21 protein-coding genes and 1 pseudogene are annotated in these 21,148 nt (G+C 74.0%); 11 read left to right on the forward strand and 11 right to left on the reverse strand.

What is annotated here, in order from left to right; translation table 11 throughout:
* Window positions 1-47 precede the first annotated feature (47 nt).
* From DMB66_RS00535 to DMB66_RS00545, 3 genes are all read right to left on the reverse strand, one after another.
* On the reverse strand, window positions 48-674 hold the full coding sequence (locus DMB66_RS00535) for a redoxin domain-containing protein (protein ID WP_125801982.1): 627 nt from the start codon (window positions 672-674) through the stop codon (window positions 48-50).
* 73 nt (window positions 675-747) lie between these two features.
* The gene (locus tag DMB66_RS00540) at window positions 748-1,758 is read right to left on the reverse strand and encodes a DMT family transporter (protein ID WP_125801983.1); all 1,011 of its coding nucleotides are present in this window, start codon (window positions 1,756-1,758) and stop codon (window positions 748-750) included.
* Between the two features lie 16 nt (window positions 1,759-1,774).
* The gene (locus DMB66_RS00545) at window positions 1,775-3,736 is read right to left on the reverse strand and encodes a bifunctional diguanylate cyclase/phosphodiesterase (protein ID WP_125801984.1); all 1,962 of its coding nucleotides are present in this window, start codon (window positions 3,734-3,736) and stop codon (window positions 1,775-1,777) included.
* Window positions 3,737-3,871: 135 nt separating this feature from the next.
* Between DMB66_RS00545 and DMB66_RS00550 the strand changes: the two genes are divergently transcribed.
* Window positions 3,872-5,029 (forward strand): branched-chain amino acid ABC transporter substrate-binding protein, encoded by a 1,158-nt coding sequence (locus tag DMB66_RS00550; protein WP_125801985.1) that lies wholly within the window; start codon window positions 3,872-3,874, stop codon window positions 5,027-5,029.
* A gap of 14 nt (window positions 5,030-5,043) precedes the next feature.
* Here DMB66_RS00550 and DMB66_RS00555 read toward each other — a convergent pair whose 3' ends face one another.
* The gene (locus DMB66_RS00555; protein WP_233624188.1) at window positions 5,044-6,666 is read right to left on the reverse strand and encodes a glycosyltransferase family 39 protein; all 1,623 of its coding nucleotides are present in this window, start codon (window positions 6,664-6,666) and stop codon (window positions 5,044-5,046) included.
* Window positions 6,667-6,797: 131 nt separating this feature from the next.
* Between DMB66_RS00555 and DMB66_RS00560 the strand changes: the two genes are divergently transcribed.
* The 4 genes from DMB66_RS00560 to DMB66_RS00575 all read left to right on the forward strand — a co-directional run bounded on the left by DMB66_RS00560 (window position 6,798) and on the right by DMB66_RS00575 (window position 9,623).
* Complete coding sequence (locus DMB66_RS00560) at window positions 6,798-8,051, forward strand: sensor histidine kinase (protein WP_125801986.1); 1,254 nt, start codon at window positions 6,798-6,800, stop codon at window positions 8,049-8,051.
* Window positions 8,021-8,698: a response regulator transcription factor gene (locus DMB66_RS00565; protein WP_125801987.1), complete on the forward strand. Its 678-nt coding sequence runs from the start codon at window positions 8,021-8,023 to the stop codon at window positions 8,696-8,698. The genes DMB66_RS00560 and DMB66_RS00565 overlap by 31 nt, the downstream gene beginning before the upstream one ends.
* 92 nt (window positions 8,699-8,790) lie before the next feature.
* A complete protein-coding gene (locus DMB66_RS00570) occupies window positions 8,791-9,297 on the forward strand; it encodes a hypothetical protein (protein WP_199751618.1) in 507 nt (168 codons plus the stop codon).
* A 56-nt stretch (window positions 9,298-9,353) separates the two neighbouring features.
* On the forward strand, window positions 9,354-9,623 hold the full coding sequence (locus tag DMB66_RS00575; protein WP_125801988.1) for a DUF2277 domain-containing protein: 270 nt from the start codon (window positions 9,354-9,356) through the stop codon (window positions 9,621-9,623).
* Window positions 9,624-9,637: 14 nt separating this feature from the next.
* Here DMB66_RS00575 and DMB66_RS00580 read toward each other — a convergent pair whose 3' ends face one another.
* Window positions 9,638-10,399 (reverse strand): hypothetical protein, encoded by a 762-nt coding sequence (locus tag DMB66_RS00580; RefSeq protein ID WP_199751621.1) that lies wholly within the window; start codon window positions 10,397-10,399, stop codon window positions 9,638-9,640.
* 72 nt (window positions 10,400-10,471) lie between these two features.
* Here DMB66_RS00580 and DMB66_RS00585 point away from each other — a divergent pair, with 72 nt between their 5' ends.
* Together DMB66_RS00585 and DMB66_RS00590 are read left to right on the forward strand one after the other, a co-directional pair.
* Window positions 10,472-10,831 carry a helix-turn-helix transcriptional regulator gene (locus DMB66_RS00585; protein ID WP_125801989.1) on the forward strand — a complete coding sequence of 120 codons (360 nt, stop codon included), beginning with the start codon at window positions 10,472-10,474 and terminating at the stop codon, window positions 10,829-10,831.
* Window positions 10,828-11,460: an SRPBCC family protein gene (locus DMB66_RS00590; RefSeq protein ID WP_125801990.1), complete on the forward strand. Its 633-nt coding sequence runs from the start codon at window positions 10,828-10,830 to the stop codon at window positions 11,458-11,460. Before DMB66_RS00585 ends, DMB66_RS00590 begins: the two co-directional genes overlap by 4 nt.
* Window positions 11,461-11,467: 7 nt before the next feature.
* On the opposite strand, the gene DMB66_RS00595 is transcribed toward DMB66_RS00590, so the two are convergent.
* The 4 genes and pseudogenes from DMB66_RS00595 to DMB66_RS00610 form a co-directional block, all read right to left on the reverse strand.
* Window positions 11,468-12,043, reverse strand: coding sequence for a sigma-70 family RNA polymerase sigma factor (locus tag DMB66_RS00595; protein WP_125801991.1), 576 nt, complete (start codon window positions 12,041-12,043; stop codon window positions 11,468-11,470).
* 140 nt (window positions 12,044-12,183) lie between these two features.
* Window positions 12,184-12,873 (reverse strand): annotated as a pseudogene (locus tag DMB66_RS00600) (YcnI family protein); the annotation flags it as partial.
* A 127-nt stretch (window positions 12,874-13,000) separates the two neighbouring features.
* Entirely contained in the window at window positions 13,001-14,359 is a 1,359-nt protein-coding gene (locus tag DMB66_RS00605; protein WP_233624190.1) for an ATP-binding protein, read from the reverse strand.
* Window positions 14,360-14,361: 2 nt separating this feature from the next.
* Entirely contained in the window at window positions 14,362-15,030 is a 669-nt protein-coding gene (locus DMB66_RS00610; protein ID WP_125801993.1) for a response regulator transcription factor, read from the reverse strand.
* Window positions 15,031-15,132: 102 nt separating this feature from the next.
* On the opposite strand from DMB66_RS00610, the gene DMB66_RS00615 reads away from it, so the two are divergent.
* From DMB66_RS00615 to DMB66_RS00625, 3 genes are read left to right on the forward strand one after another with little or no spacing between them, the layout of a single operon-like run.
* Window positions 15,133-16,281 (forward strand): hypothetical protein, encoded by a 1,149-nt coding sequence (locus DMB66_RS00615; RefSeq protein WP_125801994.1) that lies wholly within the window; start codon window positions 15,133-15,135, stop codon window positions 16,279-16,281.
* On the forward strand, window positions 16,278-17,210 hold the full coding sequence (locus tag DMB66_RS00620; protein ID WP_125801995.1) for an ABC transporter ATP-binding protein: 933 nt from the start codon (window positions 16,278-16,280) through the stop codon (window positions 17,208-17,210). The genes DMB66_RS00615 and DMB66_RS00620 overlap by 4 nt, the downstream gene beginning before the upstream one ends.
* Window positions 17,197-18,066, forward strand: coding sequence for an ABC transporter permease (locus tag DMB66_RS00625; protein WP_125801996.1), 870 nt, complete (start codon window positions 17,197-17,199; stop codon window positions 18,064-18,066). The genes DMB66_RS00620 and DMB66_RS00625 overlap by 14 nt, the downstream gene beginning before the upstream one ends.
* 27 nt (window positions 18,067-18,093) lie before the next feature.
* Here the strand turns inward: DMB66_RS00625 and DMB66_RS00630 are convergent, their stop codons facing one another.
* On the reverse strand, window positions 18,094-18,837 hold the full coding sequence (locus DMB66_RS00630; RefSeq protein WP_125801997.1) for a PASTA domain-containing protein: 744 nt from the start codon (window positions 18,835-18,837) through the stop codon (window positions 18,094-18,096).
* A gap of 195 nt (window positions 18,838-19,032) precedes the next feature.
* Between DMB66_RS00630 and DMB66_RS00635 the strand changes: the two genes are divergently transcribed.
* Complete coding sequence (locus DMB66_RS00635; RefSeq protein WP_125801998.1) at window positions 19,033-19,653, forward strand: dihydrofolate reductase family protein; 621 nt, start codon at window positions 19,033-19,035, stop codon at window positions 19,651-19,653.
* On the opposite strand, the gene DMB66_RS00640 is transcribed toward DMB66_RS00635, so the two are convergent.
* Window positions 19,607-21,052 carry an alpha/beta fold hydrolase gene (locus DMB66_RS00640; RefSeq protein ID WP_125801999.1) on the reverse strand — a complete coding sequence of 482 codons (1,446 nt, stop codon included), beginning with the start codon at window positions 21,050-21,052 and terminating at the stop codon, window positions 19,607-19,609. The genes DMB66_RS00635 and DMB66_RS00640 overlap by 47 nt on opposite strands.
* Window positions 21,053-21,148: the final 96 nt, after the last annotated feature.

Raw genomic sequence — 21,148 nt, forward strand, 5'->3', positions numbered from 1 at the left:
GCCCGGCTGTGTCCGCCGGCTGGCCGCTCCCGGGCCCGGGCCGCCGGTCAGCCGCGCGGGGCCACCGGTTGCGAGCTGATCTGCTGGCGCAGGACCGCGATGATCGGCGCCGCCGGGGTGCGGGCCGCCGTGAACGGGTGCACGTCGGCGTAGCGGACCGTGCCGGTGCGGTCGGCGACCACCACGCTCGGATATGGCAGGACCGTGCGGCGGGTGCCCAGCTTCGCGGTCGCCTCCGGCGCCTGGTAGCCGATCCCGAAGGCGTCGATCAGGGCGTGCCGGGGATCGGCGGCCACCAGGTAGCTCAGGTTGTTGCGGTGCTTGACCGGGGCGAGCAGCTCCGCCCGCTGCGGGCTCACCGCCACCAGGTGGGCGCCCAGGTCCACACAGGTGGGTTCGAGGGTGCGCTGGTAGGCCACGAGCGTGCTCTCGCAGGCCACCGAGCTCGCGTGCCGGATGAAGACCAGCACCAGCGGCCCGGTGTCGAGCAGCCGGCGCAGGTGGATCGGACCCAGGTCGACCTCGATCAGCGGCAGGTCCGGAACCCGTCCGCCGGGAGCGATCATCCGGCTCCAGACCGCGTCCTTCTCGAACTGGCGCCGGACCGCCGCCTCCTCGGCCCGCCGGTTGGCGGCTGCCGGCCCGCCGCCGCTCAGGGATAGCGATCTCGTCATGGAGCCCACGATATCCATCCAATAGATAGGCATTGTGAAGCCTTGATGAACGATTGCCAGGGGGCGGCGTCGGCTACGTCACGTTGGTCAATCTCGGCTGACCCGGATCCGGCGCGCGCTCCGGGCCGGGGTCGCGGCGGCGCCGGGACAGCACGCCCTGGGAGATCGCCACGCCGGCCAGGACGACGACCGCACCCACCGGCTGGTTCCAGAGCAGGTGCTCGCCCAGGATCGACACGCCGACCACGGTCGCCACCACCGGCATCAGGTAGGTCACCGACGTCGACGTGCTGGCCCCCGCGACCCGGATCACCCGCATGTTCAGCACGAACGCCAGGCCCGTGCCGAGCGTGCCCAGCGCCAGCACGCACAGCACCACCTGCGGCGACAGCTCCGCCGGGGCCGGCGGCGCGCCGGCGAGCAGCGGCGCCAGCACGGCGAGCTGGGCCAGGGCCATCAGCAGCTGCCCGGCGGCGATCGAGACGCCGGAGCCGGCCCGGCCGGCGATGAACTTCTTCTGGTACGGGATCGCCACGGCGTAGCACATCGCCGCGCCGAAGCACATGAGCTGCCCGGTGAGCTGGGAGCCGCCGATGTCGCGCCACACGCCCAGCACCACCAGGACGCCGGCGAACCCGGTCGCGATGCCGGCCACCCGGCGCCGGGTCAGCGACTCCGTGCGGAACACCAGCACCGCCAGCGGCAACGCGACCAGGGGCGTGGCGGCGTTCCAGATGCCGGCGAGCACCGAGGAGACGCGCTGCTCGCCGTACCCGAAGAGGGTGAAGGGCACCGTGACGCCCAGCGCGGCCACCACCGCGAGGTGGCCCCACAGCCGCGCGTCGCGCGGCAGCCGGTCGCGGGTCGCCGCGAGCACGACCAGCAGGACCGCCGCGCCCGCGGCGACCCGGGCGAAGGTGAGCCACAGCGGATGCAGCTCGCGGACGCCGACCTTGATGAACAGGAAGCTGGTGCCCCAGATCACGGCGAGCATGAGATAGCTCGGCAGCCAGCCGCGCAGGGGGGACGTGTCAGGACCGGAAAGCGTATGCACCCCTGACACTCTGCCCGCCGGGTACGACATTTTCCCGGCGGCCGGCTCAGCGCAGCAGCACTCCGCCCCCGCCCGCCTCGACGGCCGCGCGCACCACCTGCTCGGCGTCGAGGCAGGCCTGCGGCAGCAGACCGGCGGGCACCGGGTGGCTCAGCGCGAAACCCTGGGCGTAGTCGCAGGCCAGCTCGCGCAGCCGGAGCAGCGCCGGCACGTCCTCCACGCCCTCGGCGACCACGGACAGGCCCAGGTTGTGGCCGAGATCGATGGCGCTGCGCACCATGACCGCGTCCGGGGAGCCGGGCGTCAGGTCGCGGACGAAGGTACGGTCGATCTTCAGCTCGTCGGCCGGCACCCGGCGCAGCTGGGCCAGCGAGCTGAACCCGGTGCCGAAGTCGTCGACGGACACCGAGACGCCGTGTTCGCGGATCTCGTGCAGGGCGCGGACCGCGCGTTCCGGGTCGGCCATGATGCTGGTCTCGGTCAGTTCCAGGCACAGCAGCCGCGGCGGCAGCCCCGCGGCGGCGAGCGTGCCCAGCACCCGGGCCACGAAGCCGGCGTCGATCAGGCAGCCGGGTGACACGTTCACCGCCATCCGGTATTCCAGCCCCGTCTCCCGCCACCGGGCGGCCTGCCGCACCGCCAGGCCCAGCAGATGGTCGGTCAGCCGGATCTCCAGGCCCCGGCTCTCCGCGACGGGCAGGAACACCGCGGGCGGCAGTAGCCCCCGGTCGGGGTGCTGCCAGCGCACCAGCGCCTCCACGGCGGTCACGGCACCGTCGCTGAGGCGTACCTGGGGCTGGTAGTGCAGCCGCAGCTGACCGTCCGGGTCGCCGCTGTCGAGCAGTGCCCGCAGGTCGGCGAAGAGCTGCATCCGGTCGGGCGTCTCGGTGTCCTCGGCGGCGTCGTAGACGGCGACGCCGCCGCCGTTGCCCTTGGCCCGGTACATCGCCGCGTCGGCGTGCCGGAACAGCTCGTCGGCGGCGCCGTGCAGCGGGCCGAGCGCGATGCCGAGGCTGCCGCTGATCGCCGCCGGGCCCTCGTCCAGCAGGAAGTCGCGGCGCAGCGAGCCGACCAGCCGCTCGGCCAGCTCGGTGGCCGCGGCGACGCCGGAGACGTGCGGCAGCAGCACGGCGAACTCGTCGCCGCCGAGCCGGGCCACCAGGCCGTCGGCGCCGACGCCGCTGGTCAGCCGGCGGCCGGACTCGATCAGCACCAGGTCGCCGGCGTGGTGGCCGAGGGTGTCGTTGACGGCCTTGAAGCCGTTGAGGTCGATGACCATGAGCGCCATCTGATGACCGTCGCCCGCGGCGGTGATGTCGGCCAGGGCCCGGCGCAGCCGCTGGCCGAAGAGGGTGCGGTTGGGCAGTCCGGTGAGCGGATCGTGCAGGGCCAGGTGCCGGCTCGCCGCGGCCTGCTCGACCAGGCGGTGCTGGTAGCCGAGCACCAGCCGCAGGATCATGCCGACCAGGGTCAGGGTCACGCCGAAGCCGACCGAGGTGCCGATGAGCAGCCGCACCTGGGTCCGGCGCAGCTCCGCGACCTGCATCTGGGCGTCGTCGTGGTACGCCCGCGACACCTCGTCCACGTCGTCCTGCAGGCTGTAGAAGGCCGGCGTCACCTCGAGCCGGTCGAGCTGGATGTGCCCGGGGTCGCTGTCCGCGATCTGCGCGATCAACCGCGCGGCGAGGACCTGGTACGCGAGTTGCTCCTCCCGCAGCCGCAGCGCGTCCACCCGGGCCTGCCCGGTGTCTTCGGCGGCGATCCGGCTCAGCGTGTCGTTCGAGGTGCGGGCCACCTGGGCGAAGCGCTGCTCGACGGCCACGGAGGGCTCGACCTGGTAGTGCCGCAGGTTCACCTCCTGCATCGCGATCGCGATCCGCGCCTCGGCGAACATCGAGTCGATGACCAGCGCGTGGCTCTGCTGCTCGGTGGCCCGGGTGGTGTGCACGGTGCCCTGGATGACGTATCCGGCCAGCGCCAGCAGCACCCCCGCCAGGGCAGCGGTCATCGCCACACTGCGTCCTCGGATGCGCCTGATCACGTCGGTCTATTCGGCAGCGGCGGGCGGAGGTGAAGGCGAATGAGCTCAGCTGACCGGGTCCGGTACCGAAGAGACCCATGAGTCGAAGGACGGGGTGGTCCCATGCGCAGCCGACAACTGCTGGCCGGCGTCGCGCTGGCGGTCGTACTGGCCGCCCTCGCCGGCTGCGGCGAGCAGGCGAAGAGCTCCACGACCGCGACGGAGCCCGCGGCGGGCACCATCCGCCTCGGCACCCTCGTGCCGCTCACCGGGCGCAGCAGCCCGTCCGGCGAATCCATGGTCAACGGAGCCCGGCTGGCGATCAGCGAGGCCAACGCGGCCGGCGGCGTCCTGGGCCGGCAGATCGAACTGGTCGTCGAGGACGACGCCTGCGACCCCGGCACCGCGGTCACCGCCGCCCGCACCCTGGTCGGCAAGGACATCGTGGCCTCGATCGGCGGCTACTGCAGCAGCGCCACCGTGCCCACCCTGAAGATCTTCCGGTCCGCCGGCGTGCCGATGGTCGTGGCGCAGGCCAACTCCACCGACCTGCTCGCGCCGAAGTACGACAGCGTCTTCCTGATCTGCGGCACGGTCAGCGCCGAGGCGGACATCGCGGTCGGCTGGATGAAACAGCTCGGCGGGCGCCGGCTGGCGGTCGTGCACGACGGCACCAGCTTCCCGATCACCCTGGCCGATTCCACGGCCGCCGCGGCGAAGCGGACCGGCGACCTGGCGGTGGCCGGCGAGTTCGAACTGAGCCAGGGCGCGACGAACTACTCCCGGATCGTCCGCAAGGTGCTGACCAGCGAGGCCGACATCGTGTACTACACCGGCTACTACGCCGAGGCCGGCCAGCTCATCAAGGATCTGCGCGACGGCGGCTTCACCAGCAAGATCGTCGTCGGTGACGGCTCCACCGACGGCCAGCTGCTGGCGAACCTCACCCCGGCGCAGTCGCGGGACGTGTACGGCACGGCGACGATCTTCCCGGAGCTCATGCCCGAGCTGGCCGACTGGTCGAGGCGCTACCGGACGGCCTTCGGCACGACGCCGGGCACGTCGACGGTCGAGGCGTACGACGCGGCGAAGGTCGCGCTCGACGCGATCAAGCGAGCCGGCAGCCTCGACCACGAGGCGGTCCGCGAGGCGATCGCGACCACCAGGCTGGACGCGTTGAGCGGGCCGCTGAGCTTCAACCCCGACGGGACCCGCGCCCAGCCGAGGTTCCTGCTGCTGCGCACCGAGAACGGCAAGTTCAGCCTGCAGCCGACCGGCTGAGGCACCGGCGCCGGTCAGGGACGGCGGTAGATGGTGATCGAGTGGCCCACCTCGTCCACCGGCTCGCCGCTGGTGCGCAGCAGGCTCTTGAGCCGGGCGCCGGCCCGGGCGGCCGCGCTGTCGGAGACCACGAGCAGGCCGTGCACGTCCGCCGCCGGCGTCTTCAGCGGGTTCCCCGCGGTGATGCCGTACGCGGCCGGCAACCCGGCGCCCTTGTACACCAGCCAGACCTGCTCGCCGGGATACCGCTCGCGCAGCCGGTCGGCGAGCCGGCCCAGGTCCTGGCCCCAGTCGACGTTCGAGTCGTGCAGCCGCAGGTGGGTCTTGGCCGGGCCGCCGAACGCCTCGTTCGAGTACGGCAGGTAGTACGGGAACGTCCGCAGCGAGCTGACCGCCACGAACAGCGTCAGCACCGCCGCCGTGAGGTGCGCCCAGCGCCAGCGCAACGCGACCACGGCGGCCGCCGCCACGGCCAGGAAGACCGGCATGAACACCGCGTACCGGCTGCCGAAGTCGCGCGAGCCGGTCATGGCCACGACGAATAGCACGGCGGGCAGCAGGAGCAGGTACAGCGCGGCGATTCGCAGCCGCGGCACGATCAGCAGGGCCACCGTGCCGGCCAGCCACAGCACCAGCAGGCCCAGCGGCGTCTTCACCAGCATGGCCAGCGGCAGGTAGTACCAGCGCGAGCCCTTGTACGGGTGGCCGAACAGGAAGCCGTTGAACGTCCGGTCCTCGAAGGCGAACTGGATCCGCATGCCGTCGCGGTACGGCACCGGGAACGGCAGCAGGTCCACGGCCAGCCCGCGCAGCCCGTCGATCACCGGCATGCCGATCGGGTGCAGGAACCGCAGCGTGGGATCGACGGCGAGATAGACCACCCAGACCACGGCGACCGCGATCGCGGCGAGCCCGCCGGCGGCCGCCACCCCGCGCAGCCGCTTGACCGCCAGGAAGGCCAGCAGCATCAGCACCGGCACCGCGGGCAGCACGCTCATCCGGGTGGCCAGCGCGGCGCCGAGCGCGAGCCCGGCCAGCGGGACGTACGGCAGCGGCCGGCCCCGGGCCCGCCAGAGCAGCCAGGTCGCGGTCAGCAGGAACCCGGCCGCCGGCACGTCCAGGGTGGCGAGCGAACCGTGCGCGATCACGTCGGGCGAGAACGCGTAGAGGGCCAGCGCCAGCAGCCCGCCGACCGGCCCCACCAGGTCGCGGGCGAACGCGAACACCACCAGCCCGAACAGCAGCGTCAGGATGATCATCGGAAGCCGGGCGAAGAACATCAGCTCGTACGGGTCGTTGCCGGCCGAGTAGAGCACGTGCCGGCCCAGCGCGGTCTGGTTGCCCCGGAAGGCGGGATCGAGCTTCGGCTGCGCGAAGACCAGCCCCGCCGCCATGATCAGCTTGCCCAGCGGCGGGTGTTCCGGGTTGTACCGCAGGCTGTGCTGCTGGACATAGGTGATGGCGGTGCCGACGTACACCGGCTCGTCGATGGTCGGGGTCTGCTGCACCGCGGTGACCACCATGGCGGCCGCCATCTGCCCGAGCAGAACCACGATGAGCAGGGCGAACAGCCACCTCCGGCGGGCCCGGGGCCGGGCTGGGGCGGGGGTCGTCGGCTCGTCGAGGTCCACGGTCACCCCGAGAACCTATCCGGGCTGCCCCGGCACCGGCCACGGCACGGGCAGCGCCGCGGCGACCCGGCAAGCTAGGGTCCGACGGTGCGCTTCCCCTCCGCGACGGGCCTCCCGCCGAGCCGCGAGCCGGGCGGATGACGCGGCGGCTGATCGCCCCGCTGGTCAGCGCCACCACCTGCCGGCGGGGCGCGTTCCTGCTGCTCGGCGGGGTGCTGCTGCTGCCGTACGGGCTGGTCGGGGCGGGTCTGGCCGGGTTGGCGCGGGACGGTGGGACACCCCTGGCCGTCACCGTGGTGCTCAGCGCCGCGGCGGCCGTGATCGGGTTGGCGCCGCCCTTCCTGCACGGCGCCCGGGTGCTGGAGGTCGCCGCGGCCCGCTGGCTGCTCGGCGTCGAGCTGCCGGACCCGCCGGGGCGGCCCGCCCCGGAGGCCCGGCTGCGCGGTGCGCTGTGGTTCGCGGTGCACCTCGGCGTGGGTGCGGTCGTCGCGTTCGCGCTGTTCGTCGCGGTGCCGACCGCCGCGGCGCTGATCATGACGCGCACCGGCTGGACGGCCGCCTGGTGGGCGCTGCTGGGCGTGGCCCTGCTGCTCGCCACCGGCTACGGGGTCGCCGGGCTGGGTGCGCTGGCCGCCCTGATGGCCCCGGTGCTGCTCGGTCCGTCCGCCGACGAGCGGGTCGCGGCGATCCGGGCGCAGGCCCGCCGGCTCGCCGAGCGCAACCGGCTCGCCCGCGATCTGCACGACTCGGTCGGTCACGCGCTGACGGTGACCGTGGTGCAGGCGGCCGCGGCGGGCGAACTGCTCGACCGCGACCCGGCCTTCGCCCGCCGGGCCCTGACCGCGATCGAGGAGACCGCCCGCGCCGCCATGGAAGACCTGGACCAGGTCCTCGGCCTGCTCCGCCCCTCCCCCGAACCGCCCGGCCCCGAACCGCCCGGCCCCGAGCTGCACGGCGCTGAACTACCCGACCCCCAGCTGCCCGGCGCCGAAGTGCACGGCGCCGAGGTGCACGGCGCCGAGGTGCACGGCGCCGAACCGCAGGCGCCGGTGGCCGGGCGGCCGGACCTCGGTGACCTGGGCCGGCTGGCCGCGGTGGCCGGTGCGCGGCTGGTGACCGACGGCCCGATCGGCGAGGTGCCCGCCGAGCTGTCCCGGCAGGCATACCGGGTCGTGCAGGAGTCGCTGACCAACGCGCTGCGGCACGCCGCCCCGGCGCCGGTGTCGCTGCGGGTCACCGCCGGCGGGCCGGGTCTGGTGGTGGAGGTCCGGAATCCGCTGCCCGGCCGCGGGCTGGCCGGCATGCGGGAGCGGGTGGCGCTGCTCGGCGGCGAGCTGGTCGCCGGCCCGGACGGCGACCAATGGCGGGTACGGGCGGAGTGGCACTGGTGAGCGCCCCCGGCGAACCGATCCGGGTGGCCGTCGTCGACGACGAGGAACTCGTCCGGATCGGGCTGACCGCGATCATCTCCACCGCGCCGGACCTGATCATGGTCGGCGAGGCGGCCGACGGCGCCGCCGTGCCGCCGCTGCTGGCCCGGACCAGGCCGGACGTCGTGCTGATGGACGTCCGGATGCCCGCCATCGACGGGCTGCAGGCCACCCGGCACCTGCTGGCGACCGCCGCCCGCCCGCCGCGGATTCTGATGATCACGACCTTCGAACACGACGAGTACGTCTACGCGGCCCTGCGCGCCGGGGCGAGCGGCTTCCTGCTGAAACGGGCCCGTCCGGCCGAGGTGCTGGCGGCGATCCGGGTGGTGGCGGCCGGCGAGTCGCTCCTGTTCCCGGCGGCGATCCGGCGCCTGGCGGCCGCGTACGGCGGCCACACCCCACCGGCGGATCTGACCGACCGGGAGGCCGAGGTGCTGCGGCTGATGGCGAAGGGCCTGTCCAACGCCGAGATCGCCGAGCGGCTGGTGCTGGGTGTGCAGACGGTCAAGACCCACGTCGGCAACGTGCTGAGCAAGCTGGGCGCCCGCGACCGCACCCAGGCGGTGATCGCCGCGTACGAGTCGGGCTTCGTGAGTCCCTCCTGAGCGGGAGCCGGTTCCCTCCGGCGCGGGAGGTGTCCGGGGCCGCGGCCGACCAGGCTGATCCATGTCGGTAGCACACCAGACATGGAGGAACCATGATGAAGCGAGCAATCCTGGCCCTGGCCGCCGCGGCCGCCGTCCTGGTCACGTCCGGCGGCGCGGCGTCGGCCGGCCCCACCCGGCCCACGGAGCCGAGCCTGGTCGGCTCCGCGAAGCTGTGGCGGGCCGCAGGCGACGACATCCGTTTCACCTTCGCCGCCCACGGGCTCGGCCCGGACGCCCGGGGCACGTTCCGGGTCAGCCACTACCTGGGCACCGAGGGTGGCTGGTTCAGCGGGAAGATCGACTGCCTGGTGGTCGGCGGCCCGGTGGCGGTCGCGACCGGCGTCATCACCGCGAGCAGTTACCCGGAGTTCATCGGCGTGCGCCGCGGCTTCACGGTCTACGACCACGGCCGCCACGACCGGCTCGGCTACAGCTGGATCTTCGACCCGGGCAACACCGAGTCGGTGCCGCTCTGCGCGAGCAACGCGCCCTTCGAGACGGTGGAGAGCGGCAACTTCCGGACCGTCGAATGGTTCCCGCCGGACATCCTGCCGTAAGCTCCCGGCGGTTCGCCGGGCCTGCCCGGGCGGCCGGCAGTGGCTAGGCTTTCCCCATGTGCCGAAACATTCGCCAGCTGCACAACTTCGAGCCACCGGCCACGCCCGACGAGGTCCGGGCCGCCGCCCTGCAGTACGTGCGCAAGGTCGCCGGGTCGACCAGCCCGTCGCAGCGCAATCAGGCCGCCTTCGACCGGGCCGTCGACGCGGTCGCGGCGGCGACCGAAGAGCTGCTCGCCGCGCTCGTCACGACCGCGCCGCCGAAGGACCGCGAGGTCGAGGCGGTCAAGGCCCGCGAGCGCGCCGCCAAGCGGTACGCCTCCTGAGCCGGGCACCCGGCTCAGGGGGCATGTCGCAGTGACGCCCCGGTGAGGGTGAGATACCAGGCCGAGTCGGTGAAGTCCGGTCCGGTCTCCTCGCCGATGTAGACGTCGACGTGCCTGCTGCCGCCGAGGCCGGGGGTGAACTCGTCGGCCACCGTCCAGCGGGCCCGGCGCAGGCCCGCGCAGACCGGGCCGGGCGGCGGGGCTCCGTCGTCGGTGTGCCCGCAGCCGGCGATCCGGAAGGTCGTGCCGCGCGGCAGCACGCCGGGGTCGGCGGCGGCGGTGACGAACGGGCGCAGCGGCGCCCCGGCGGTGTCACGCGCCGCGCTGTCCAGCCAGTAGCCGACGTCGTGGGACCAGTTGAGGTACGTGCCGTCCGCCGTACGCCCGGTCCCCTCGTCCTTGACCGCCGCGACGAAGTCGGCGGGATACTCGCCGAGTTCGTCGTCGCCGTGCGCGCAGTCGAGGCCGCGGCAGCCGGTGACGGTCTCGGGCTCGCCGTCGTGGAAGCTCTGCACGGCGGTGTAGTAGACGGTGATCTCCCAGCCGCCGCTGACGACCGCGGTCCTGGTGGTAGCCGCCGCCGTGGCCGTTCTGGTCGCGGACCGGGCCGGCCCGGTGGACGGCGGGGCCGGCACGCTCGGCTGGCCGGGCGTGGCCCATCCCCCGGGCGACGGCCGGGGCAGCACGGTCGAGGGCGCCCGGGGCGCCCCGCCGCCGCAGCCCGTCAGCAGGCCGAACGCCAGCAGAACCACGCAGAGCCGCACCTGAGGCAGCATGGCAGCAGCCGGCCGGCGGGGGCCAATGTTTAAGAGTTGCCTTATATAAGCCGCGACTGCAATAATGGCCCGGTGCACGCGTTCGACGTCCTCGGCGACCCGGTCCGCCGCCGCATCCTGGAGCTGCTCGCCGACGGCGAGCAGCCCTCCGGCGCGGTCACCGAGGTCATCCGGGCCGAGTTCGGCATCTCCCAGCCCGCCGTCTCCCAGCATCTCAAGGTGCTGCGGGACAACGGTTTCGCCACCGTACGGCCGGAGGGCACCCGCCGGCTCTACGCGGTCGACGACACCGCGCTGCGCGAGGCCGACGCCTGGCTGAGCCGGTTCCGGCGGTTCTGGACCCCGCACCTGGACGCCCTGGCCACCGAAGTGGCCAGGGGCAAGAGACAGCGGCGGCTCGCCGCCCGCGACGACGATCGGAGCGACGGATGAAGGACGCGAAAGAACAGATCAGCGCGGTACGACGCCAGGTCGGTGACCGCACGCTGGCGGCCGGCGAGGCCCGCGTCTCCACGATCAGCCAGGTCTACGACACCGACCTCGACGACCTGTGGGAGGCGGTGACCAGCCCCGAGCGGATCCCGCGCTGGTTCCTGCCGGTCTCCGGCGACCTGCGCGAGGGCGGCAGCTACCAGCTCGAGGGCAACGCCAGCGGCACGATCACCCGCTGCGACAAGCCACGCGGCTACTCCGCGACCTGGGAGTTCAACGGCCAGGTGAGCTGGGTGGAGGTCAGGCTGAGCGCCGAGGGCGACGGCCGGTCCCGCTTCGAGCTCGAGCACGTCGCCCACGTCGCCGACGAGTTCTGGGACCAGTACGGTCCCGGCGCGACCGGGGTCGGCTGGGACGGGGCGCTGCTGGGCCTGGCCATGCACGTGGCCAACCGGGCCACGGTGAACAATCCCGAGATCGTGGCGAGCTGGGCGGCTTCCGACGAGGGCAGGCTCTTCTACCGGTTGAGCAGCGACAGCTGGGCCGAGGCGGCGATCGCGAACGGCACCGACCCGGAAGCCGCCCGCGCCCAGGCCGACCGCACCTACGCGTTCTACACCGGCACCTGAGCGACCGTCAGCCCGCCGCGTTCGGGGCGCGGCCCCGGCGCGGGTCCCCGCTCGCGGCCAGCGCCGCCACCAGGTCCTCGCGGGCCCGGGCCACCCGGGAGCGGATCGTCCCCACCGGGCAGTCGCAGACCTCGGCCGCCTCCGCGTACGACAGGCCCAGCAGCTGGGTGGCCACGAAGGCCTCCCGCCGCTCGGCGCTCAGCCCGCCGAGCAGGTCGCGCAGGGCCAGGTCGTCCTCGAAGCGCGGCCGGTCCGCGGCGCCCACGGCGTCGGCCGCGCCCTGCCAGTCCTCGACCCGGGCGATCCGCGGGCGCACGACCGCGGCCCGGACGTGGTCGACGGCGACCCGGCGGGCGATGGTGTAGAGCCAGGTGCGGGCGCTGGCGCGGCCGGCGAAGCCGGGCAGGCTGCGCAGCGCCCGCAGGTAGGTCTCCTGGGTCAGGTCCTCGACCTCGCCGGGCCCGGCGAGGTGCTGCAGAAAGCGCCGCAACTGCCGCTGGGTGGCCCGGACGAACGCCGCCGCCGCGTCCCGGTCACCCCGGCCGGCGGCGAGCGCCCACTCGGTGACCTGCTCGTCGGTCACTGCCCCGCGTTGCTCTGACCAGCGGTGACCTGATCCGCGCCGCTCTTGTCCGCGCTGTTCTGACCCGTGCCGCTCTGACCCGTGCCGCTGTTGTCCGTGCTGCTCTGACCCGTGCCGCTCTGGCTTGTGGCGCCCTGGCCCGAGCGGCGGTAGGCGAGCAGGCCGAGCACCAGCGCGGCCAGCCCCAGCCCGATCCCGACGACGCCGGCCCAGGACGCGGTGCCGTCCTCCTCGGCCGGCGCCTCGGCGACCACGGTCGGCGCGGCACCGCTGCCGGCGGCGGCGTCGGTCGCGCCGGCCGCGGTGAGCTTGAGGACGGGCGCGGGCTTCTCCGGCTCGGTCCCGTCGGTGGTGGGCTCGTCGATCCACCGCACCACGTTGCCGTCCGAGTAGGTCTGCAGGGCCTTGAACACCACCTGCGGCACCTCCGGCAGCGGGCCGACCGACACGTCGAACTCCTGGAACTGGCCGGGCTTGATCGCCGCGTCCCCGACGGCGGTCCAGGTGATCTTCGTGACCGCCTCGGTGAGCTGGGTGCCGTGCGCCTCGACGGGCTTGGCCAGCTTCGACTTCACGGGCGCCATGGTCCAGCCGGCGACGGGCTTGAGCGACACCGAGGCGAACGGGGTGTCGGCCGGCAGGTTGACCTCGACCTTGGTGGTGCTCGCGGTGTCGCTCTCATTGGGCACGCGGAACGTGAGCTTGGCGTAGCCACCCTGCACCGCAGTGTTCGGATTCACCGTGACGTGCGCGGACGCGGGCACCGCGAGGGCGAGGGTGAAGGCGGCGACCATTCCGGCCACCGCGGCCGAACGCTTCAACAGGGACATCAGAAACCTTCCGATCGAACCGGCCAGGGCGCCGGGCACGGTCATTGGTCGATACCCGTCGCGGAAAAGTTCCAGCCGGATTTCCGGGTGCCACCGGCGCGGCCCGCGCGCCGGTCCTCCCGGCGGGTCACGCGCCGGGCAGCCGGACGTCCACGCGCAGGCCGGGCGGGGGCGCCGTGCCCCGCAGCGCCACCGTGCCGCCGTGCCGGCGGACCAGCTCGCGGACGATGGCCAGGCCCAGCCCGGAGCCGCCGGCGTCGCGGGCGCGGGCGTCGTCGAGCCGGGTGAACCGGTCGAAGACCCGCTCGCGGTCCGCCGCCGGGATGCCCGGCCCGTCGTCCGAGACCGAGATCATCTGGTACGCGCCATCCGCCGTCACCGCCAGGCGCACCGACGACGCGGCGTGCCGGACGGCGTTGTCGAGCAGGTTCGCCACCACCCGGCCGAGCGCGTCGCGTTCCCCCTGGGTGCGCAGCGGCACCGCCGGCCGTTCGTACTCCACCGCCGGGTAGCGCGCCGCGACCTCGCCCAGCAACTGGCCCAGCTCGACCGCCTCGGCCCGCCGGGTCAGCGCCCGGGTGCTCCCGTCGTCCGCGCGGGCCAGCAGCAGCAGGTCGTCGACCAGCCGGCTGAGCCGTTCCACGTCGGTGAGCAGGTCGTCGGCGAGCGCCGGCCAGTCGGTGGTGTCCGGCAGCCGCTGCGCCACCTCCAGCTCGGTCCGCATGTTGGTCAGCGGGCTGCGCAGCTCGTGGGCGGCGTCCGCCACGAAGGCCCGCTGGCGCCCCCGGGCCGCGTCGAGGCGGTGCAGCATGCCGTTCAGCGTCACCGCGAGCCGGTGGATCTCGTCGCGGGAGTCCGGCACCGGCAGCCGGTCGGGCCGGGCCCCGCCGGTGATCTCCTCCGCGCCGGCCCGCAGCGCCTCGACCGGGCGCAGCGTCGCGCCCACCACCCGCCAGGCCACCAGCGCGAGCAGCGCCACCAGCGGCGGGAACGTGACCAGCAGCGTGGTGCGCAGCAGGTGCACGCCCTGGGTGAGGTCGGCGGTGGGCCGGGCGACGAGCACGTGGACCGGGTCGCTCGCCGGGCCGGCCGTCACGCTCACCACGCGCACCCGGCCGTCCAGCCCGATCCGGCTGCCGGGGATGAACCGGCCCTGCCCGTCGCCGAGCGCGTTCAGCTCGTCCGGGTAGAGGATCGGCACGAGCCGGTCGGCCCCGGCCGAGACCGCGCGGACCTGGTGCTTGGCGGTGACCACCTGCACCCGTACGGCCGGGGCAGCCGGCAGCGGATCGCTCAGCGTGCCCTCGTTCACCAGCTCGGCGACCGCCCTGGCGGTTTCGAGCGCCTCGTTGTTCGCCGTGCGCAGCAGCGCGAAATTCATCGTCGCGACCAGCACCACGCCGCCGCCGGCGAGCCCGACGAAGAGCACCACGACCGAGACCAGCAGCAGCCGGGCCCGCAGGCTGAGCCGGCGCAGCCAGGTCACGCTCAGGACCCGTCGACAGCGGCCAGCCGGTAGCCGGCGCCGCGGACCGTCTCCAGCCGCTCCCGGCCGATCTTGCGGCGCAGGTAGCCGACGTAGACCTCGACCGCGTTGGCGGCGGTCTCCAGCGCGGCGTCCCAGACGTGGTCGAGCAGCTCGGTCTTGGAGACGACCTCGCCGGGGCGGCGCAGCAGGTATTCCAGCAGGGCGAACTCGCGGGCGGTCAGCATCACCTCGGCGCCGGAGACGGTGACCTTGCGCTGCGCCGGGTCCAGCTCCAGGTCGCCGTGGCGCAGCACCGCCGGCCGTTCCGGGGTGCCCCGGCGCAGCAGCGCGCGCAGCCGGGCCAGCAGCACCACGTAAGAGAAGGGCTTGGTCAGATAGTCGTCGGCGCCGCAGTCCAGGCCGTCGGCCTGGTCGTACTCGCCGTCCTTGGCCGAGAGCATCAGCACCGGCAGCCAGTGCTCCTCGGCCCGCAGCTGGCGCACCACCCGGTAGCCGGACAGCCGGGGCAGCATGACATCGAGGATCATCGCGTCGTAGTCGCCGTGCCGGGCCAGCTCCAGCCCGTCCTGGCCGTCGCCGGTCACGTCCACCGCGAAACCCTCGGCCTGCAGGCCACGCTTCAGGGCGGCCGCGAGCCGCGCCTCATCCTCCACCACCAGCAACCGCACTCCACTACTTTGGCACGACGGGGGCAACCCCTAGGGGATGTTCTCAGCGGCGTCACAGGCCGGTCGGCGCACGATGGCTGCAGACAACGGGAGGTGCTCATCGTGAGTGTGTTCAGGTCAAGGCCCGCGCTGCGCTGGCTGGTTCCGGCCGCGGCAGCGGTCGCCGTCATCGGTGGCGGCGCGGCGGCGGGCACGATCGTGGCCAGCGCGGACCCCTCGCTGCCGGAGCGCAGTGCGGCTCAGCTGCTGGTCGACGTGCAGAACGCCAAGGTCGACGGTTTCTCCGGCACGGTGGTGCAGACCGCCGACCTGGGGCTGCCGTCGCTGCCGGGCGTCACCAGCGGAGCCGGCAGCGCCGACATCATGAAGCTCGTCGCGGGCAGCAACACCGCCCGGGTCTGGTACGCCGGCGAGGACAAGGCCCGCGTCGCCCTGATGGGCACGCTCGGCGAGACCGACGTGATCCGCAACGGCTCGGACGTGTGGATGTGGCGCAGCGCCGACAGCTCGGCCACCCACTACAAGATCCCCGCGGACAAGGCGGACAAGAAGCCGGCGGCGCTGCCGACGGGTGTGCCGTCCACGCCGCAGGAGGCCGCCGACGCGGCGCTCGCCGCGATCGATCCGACCACGGCGGTCACCACGACCGGCGCGGCCAAGGTCGCCGGGCGGGACGCCTACGAGCTGGTGCTCACCCCGCGTGACACCGCCTCGCTGATCGGCCAGGTGCGCCTGGCCATCGACGCGGAGAAGCACGTGCCGCTCGGCGTCGACGTGTACGCCAAGAACGCCAACGACCCCGCGGTGCGGGTGGCGTTCCAGCAGATCACCTTCAAGGTGCCGGACGCGGAGCAGTTCGCCTTCAACCCGCCGGAAGGCACCAAGGTGACCGAGCCCAGCGCGGCCGACCTCGCCAAGGAGCACGACAAGGCGATCACGCCGGAGCAGGCGAAGGAGGCCGAGAAGCAGGCCGCCGCAGACGGCACCAAGGTCGTCGGCACGGGCTGGACCTCGGTGCTGGTGGCCAAGATGCCGGCCGCCGGTGACGACAAGGCCGGCGCCAAGACCGGCGCCGACCAGGCCGCCGGGCAGCTGGACGCGATCGTCGGCGCGCTGCCGAAGATCAGCGGCAGCTGGGGCAGCGGGCGCCTGCTCACCAGCGCCCTGTTCAGCGCGCTGATCACCGACGACGGCCGGATCCTGGTCGGCGCGGTGGCCCCGGAGAAGCTGTATGAGGCAGCCGGAAAGTGACTGACCTCGCGGTCGCCACATACGGGCTGACCAAGCGGTTCGGCAGCCAGGTCGCGGTGGACACCGTCGACCTGGCTGTCCCCCGCGGGGCGGTCTACGGCTTCCTCGGCCCGAACGGGTCGGGCAAGACCACCACGATCCGGATGCTGCTCGGGCTGATCGGCCCCAGCGCCGGCCGGCACGAGTTGCTCGGCGCGGCGATGCCCGACCGCGCCGCCGAGGTGCTCCCCCGGGTCGGCTCGCTGGTCGAGGGGCCGGGCTTCCACCCGTACCTCTCGGGGCGCGACAACCTGCGGCGGCTCGACGCGGCCGACCGGGGCGCCGAGGCCGGCACCGCGGAGACCCGCATCGCCGCCGCCCTGGACCGGGTCGGGCTGGGCGCCGCGGCAGCCAAGCGCTACCGCACCTACTCGCTCGGCATGAAGCAGCGGCTGGCCATCGCGGCCGCCCTGCTCGTACCGCGCGAGCTGCTCATCCTGGACGAACCGACCAACGGCCTGGACCCGCAGGGCACCCGCGAGGTGCGCACGCTGGTCGGGGCGCTCGCCGCGGAGGGCGCGACGGTGCTGCTCAGCACCCACCTGCTCGCCGAGGTCGAGCAGATCTGCACCCACGTCGGGGTGATGCACCGGGGCAAGCTGGTCGCCCAGGAGCCGCTCACCCAGCTGCGCTCGGACGCGGCGCCCCGGGCCCGGGTGCTGACCGACCAGCCGGCGCAGGCCGCCGAGGTGCTGCGCACGCTGGGCCTGACCGAGGTCACCGAGACGGCGGCCGAGGCCGCCGGGCAGCTCGGCGCGATCGCGCCGGACAAGGTGGTGGCCGCGCTGGTGCACGACGGAGTGGCGGTACGCGGCTACTCGGTCGAGTCACCCAGCCTCGAGGACGTGTTCGTGTCCCTGACCGGAAGAGGCTTCGATGTCAGCGGTTGAGGTGTCCGGGGTCCCGGCGGCCCCGGTCCGCCGGTTCTCGACCCGGTTCCTGCGCTCCGAGCTGCGGCTGATCGCGGTCCGCCGGCGCAACCAGGTCGGCCTGGCCGCGCTGGCCGCGGTGCCGATCGTGCTGGCCGTGGCGATGAAGGTGGCCGCGCCGGACACCTCGGGCAGCCGTGGCGGCGGCCCGGACTTCTTCGCCCAGATCACCGGCAACGGCTTCTTCGTGGCACTGGCCGCGCTCGCCGTCGAACTGGGGCTGTTCCTGCCGATCGCGATCGCGATGCTGGCCGGCGACGCGGTGGCCGGCGAGGCGAACCAGGGCACGCTGCGCTATCTGCTGACCGTGCCGGTGGACCGCACCCGCCTGCTGGCCGTCAAGTACGCGGGCATCGTGGCGGGCGCGTTCCTGGCGCCGCTGGTGGTCGCGGTCTCCGGGCTGGCGATCGGGCTGATCCTCTTCGGGGGCGGGAACGTCACCCTGCTCTCCGGCTCACAGACCAGCTTCGGCGAGGCACTGCTGCGGCTGCTCGGCGTCTGCCTGTACCTGGGGGTCTGCCTGTCGGCGCTGGGCGCGATCGGGCTGTTCCTGTCCACCCTCACCGAGCAGCCGATGGGTGCCACCATCGCGCTGACCATGCTGACCGTGGCGAGTTTCGTGCTGCTGCAGATCCCGCAGCTGGACTGGCTGCACCCGTACCTGCTGACCCGGCACTGGGAGGATTTCGGCGAGCTGCTGCGCGACCCGGTGTCGTTGGGCGCGCTGCGGCCGGGTCTGCTGTCGGCCGGCGCCTACATCGTGGTGTTCCTGTCGGCGGCGTGGGCCCGCTTCGCCGGCCGCGACATCACAAGCTGAGCGCCGGCCGCTTCGCCAGCGGCTGGCTCAGGCGGATCGGCGGGCCGGTTCGCCGCGGGCCACGATGACGGCGCGGCCGTACCGGTTGGTCAGCGCGGCGGCCAGCTTCGCCGGGATGTCGCCCTCGACCCGGACCACACCGGCCACCGGATCCACCCGCAGGGTGAAGCCGGCGGCCTGCAGGAGGGCGGCGCTCACCCCGGCGCGGACTCTCTCCAGCTCGGCGAAGGTCGTGTCGCACGTGACGACGCGGTGCTTGCGGCCCGCCAGGGCCGGCCGGATCGCGGAAACGGCCGCGTCCGGGTTCACCCCGGCGGCCACGGCCACGACCAGGGTGCCGTCCGGATCGGCGCCGAGCCCGACGAAGCGGCGGCGGTCGGCGGCGATGCGGTCGCCGAGATCCGTGCTGGGCCGGCCGGCCACCGAGACCTGGATCGTGCTCCCGCGCCCCACGCTCGCGCCGGCCGCGGGATGGACCGCCACCACCGTGCCCGGTGCCTGCCGGGCCCGGGGACGGTAGCTCAGGACGGCCACCACCCCGGCGTCACCGGCGAGCTTGTCGACCACGGCGATGTCGCGGCCGATCAGATCGGGCACCGTGGTGCCGGCCCGGCCGCCACCGCCACCCCGTCGCCGACCGGGAGCGGCCGGAGTGGCCCGGGCGGGAGTGGCCCGGGCAGGAGTGGCCCGGGCGGCGAGCAGGACCACGGAGCCGAGCAGGGCCGCGGTGCTGAGCAGGACGAACGACGGGCAGGCGCGGCGGGCGGACATGGCGGACCTCCGGGGGTCGCACGGCTGGCAGTCCACGATTGGACGCGCGGGCTCGCGAGCCGGGTTCCCCCGCGCCGCGCAGACGGCACATCCCGGCCCTGAGCAGGCTCAGGTGGTCGGTCTGCCGGTGCGGGTATCGGGTACGGTCCGAAACGATGGCGGACAGCAGCCGGGCTATTCGGGAGGACCTCGATCATGGCGTACGTGACCTGCGACCTCGGCGTCTCCGCCGACGGCTACGTAGCCGGACCCCGGCAGAGCCCGGACGACCCGCTCGGCGAGGGTGGTGAACAGCTGCACCGGTGGATGTTCGACACTCCCGACGAGAACACCGCCGAGCTCGATGCGATCACCGCCGCCGACGCCTTCGTCATGGGGCGCAACATGTTCGCCGGGCCCGGGGCCGGTGACTGGGATCCGGCGTGGCGCGGCTGGTGGGGCGAGGATCCGCCGTACCACAAGCCGGTCTTCGTCGTCACCCGGCACCCGCACGCCGACCTCGTCATGCGGGGCGGCACCACGTTCTCCTTCGTCACCGGCGGTGTCGAGGAGGCGATCGCCCGGGCCCGGCAGGCCACCGGCGACGGCCGGATCGCGGTCGCCGGCGGCGCGTCGACGGTCAACCAGGCCCTCACCGCCGGCCTCATCGACGAGTTGCGGCTGCACGTCGCCCCGGTGCTGCTCGGTGCGGGCGCGCGGCTCTTCGACGGGGTCCCGGCGCTGCGGCTGGAGCAGCTCTCCGGCCGGTCGGCGTCGCTGGTCACCCACATCACCTACCGGGTGTCACCGCCTGCTGAGCCAGCACCTCGTCCATGACCTCGGCGAGGCGCCGCGGCTGTTCCAGGAACGCCCGGTGGCCGCCGGACGGCACCATGATCAGCCGCTTGGCGGGCGCTCGCAGCGCTTCGTACCAGGGGGTGAAGAGGGCGGCGAGGCCGCGCATCTCGTGCGCGCCCTGCACGAAGTAGACCGGCACCTCCAGCCGCGGCACGTCCCGGCGCAGGTCGACGTCCCGCATCGCCGGGTAGAGCACGCTCCAGGTGTCCAGCACGGCGTTGAGGACGTGCGCCTTCTGCAGCAGGGTGTGCTCGGACGCGCCGAGGCCGGCGAAGGGGTCGCCGGCGCCCTCGGCGTTGGCGGAGTGGTCGTAGTCGTAGACCTCGTTCTCGTAGAGCATGATCGGCTCGTAGGAGTACACGTCCCGGTACGGCGGCGGCCCGAGCGCGGTGAGCGTGCGCACCAGCCCCGCCCGGCCGGTGTCCCGGGCCCAGGCGAGGATGTCGGCGTAGAAGATCTTGTCGCTGGCCGTCAGGTCCACGCCCTGCCCGGCGCCGATGTAGGCCCGGTACAGCTCGGGCCGGCGCTGCACGGCCAGCACGCCGAGGATCGAGCCGCCGGAGTGCCCGAGCAGATAGATCTTCTCCTGGTGGAACCGGCGGCGCAGCGCCTCGGTGACGGCGATGACGTCGGCGACCGCGCCGTCCAGCGTCACCGTCGCGGTCGGATCCAGCGCGGGATAGGACGAGCCACCGCCCCGCCGGTCCAGGGTCACCACCACGAACCGCCGCTCCAGCCCGGCGAGGTGCCGGCGGGCCGCGCCCAGCTCGGAGCCGCCGGGCGCCCCGGGCACGAAGAGCAGCACCGGCGCCGTCCGGTCGGCGCCCCGGATCAGCGCGCCCAGCCGGTGCCCGCCCGCGTCGATCGTCCCCAGCTCCGCGATGGCCCGCTCCCCCGCGATCGGCGGGGTCCGGGCCGGCACGGCGACAGCCACCGTCACCGCCAGCAACATCGCCGTCAGCAGCCCGGTCGCCGTGCGGCGCGCGTACCGCCAGCTCCGCCTGCCGCCGGCCCGGCCGCGCCGCACCCGGCCCGCGCCGTACGCCGCGGCCAGCGTCATCGGCAGCACCGAGAGCAAGCCGTGCAACCCGCGGCCCGCGACCAGCACGACCAAGCCGAAGGCGCTGGCGTGCGGGGCGTCCACGGACGGCCCGTCCACCCGCAGCCGCATCACCTCGACCGCGACGGCGAACAGCGCCGGCGCGGCCAGCATCGACCACCGTGACCGGCTCAGCCACCCGGCCAGGGCGCCCACGGCCACGCTCAGCCCGACCGACCACAGCGCCTGCGTGATCGTCAACGGCCCGCGCGGCGTCCACCATCCCGCGACGAGGCCCCATCCGGCCGCCGCGCCCATCCACCCCACTCGTCTGACCATGGCCCGAGCCTGGATCCGGCGGCGGCCGCGGCACATCGGCCCTCGGATCCGGTACGCACCCCTACTTCGGTAGGGGGCACGGACGACTTCGGACAG

The organism is Actinoplanes sp. ATCC 53533 (genome assembly GCF_003947245.1).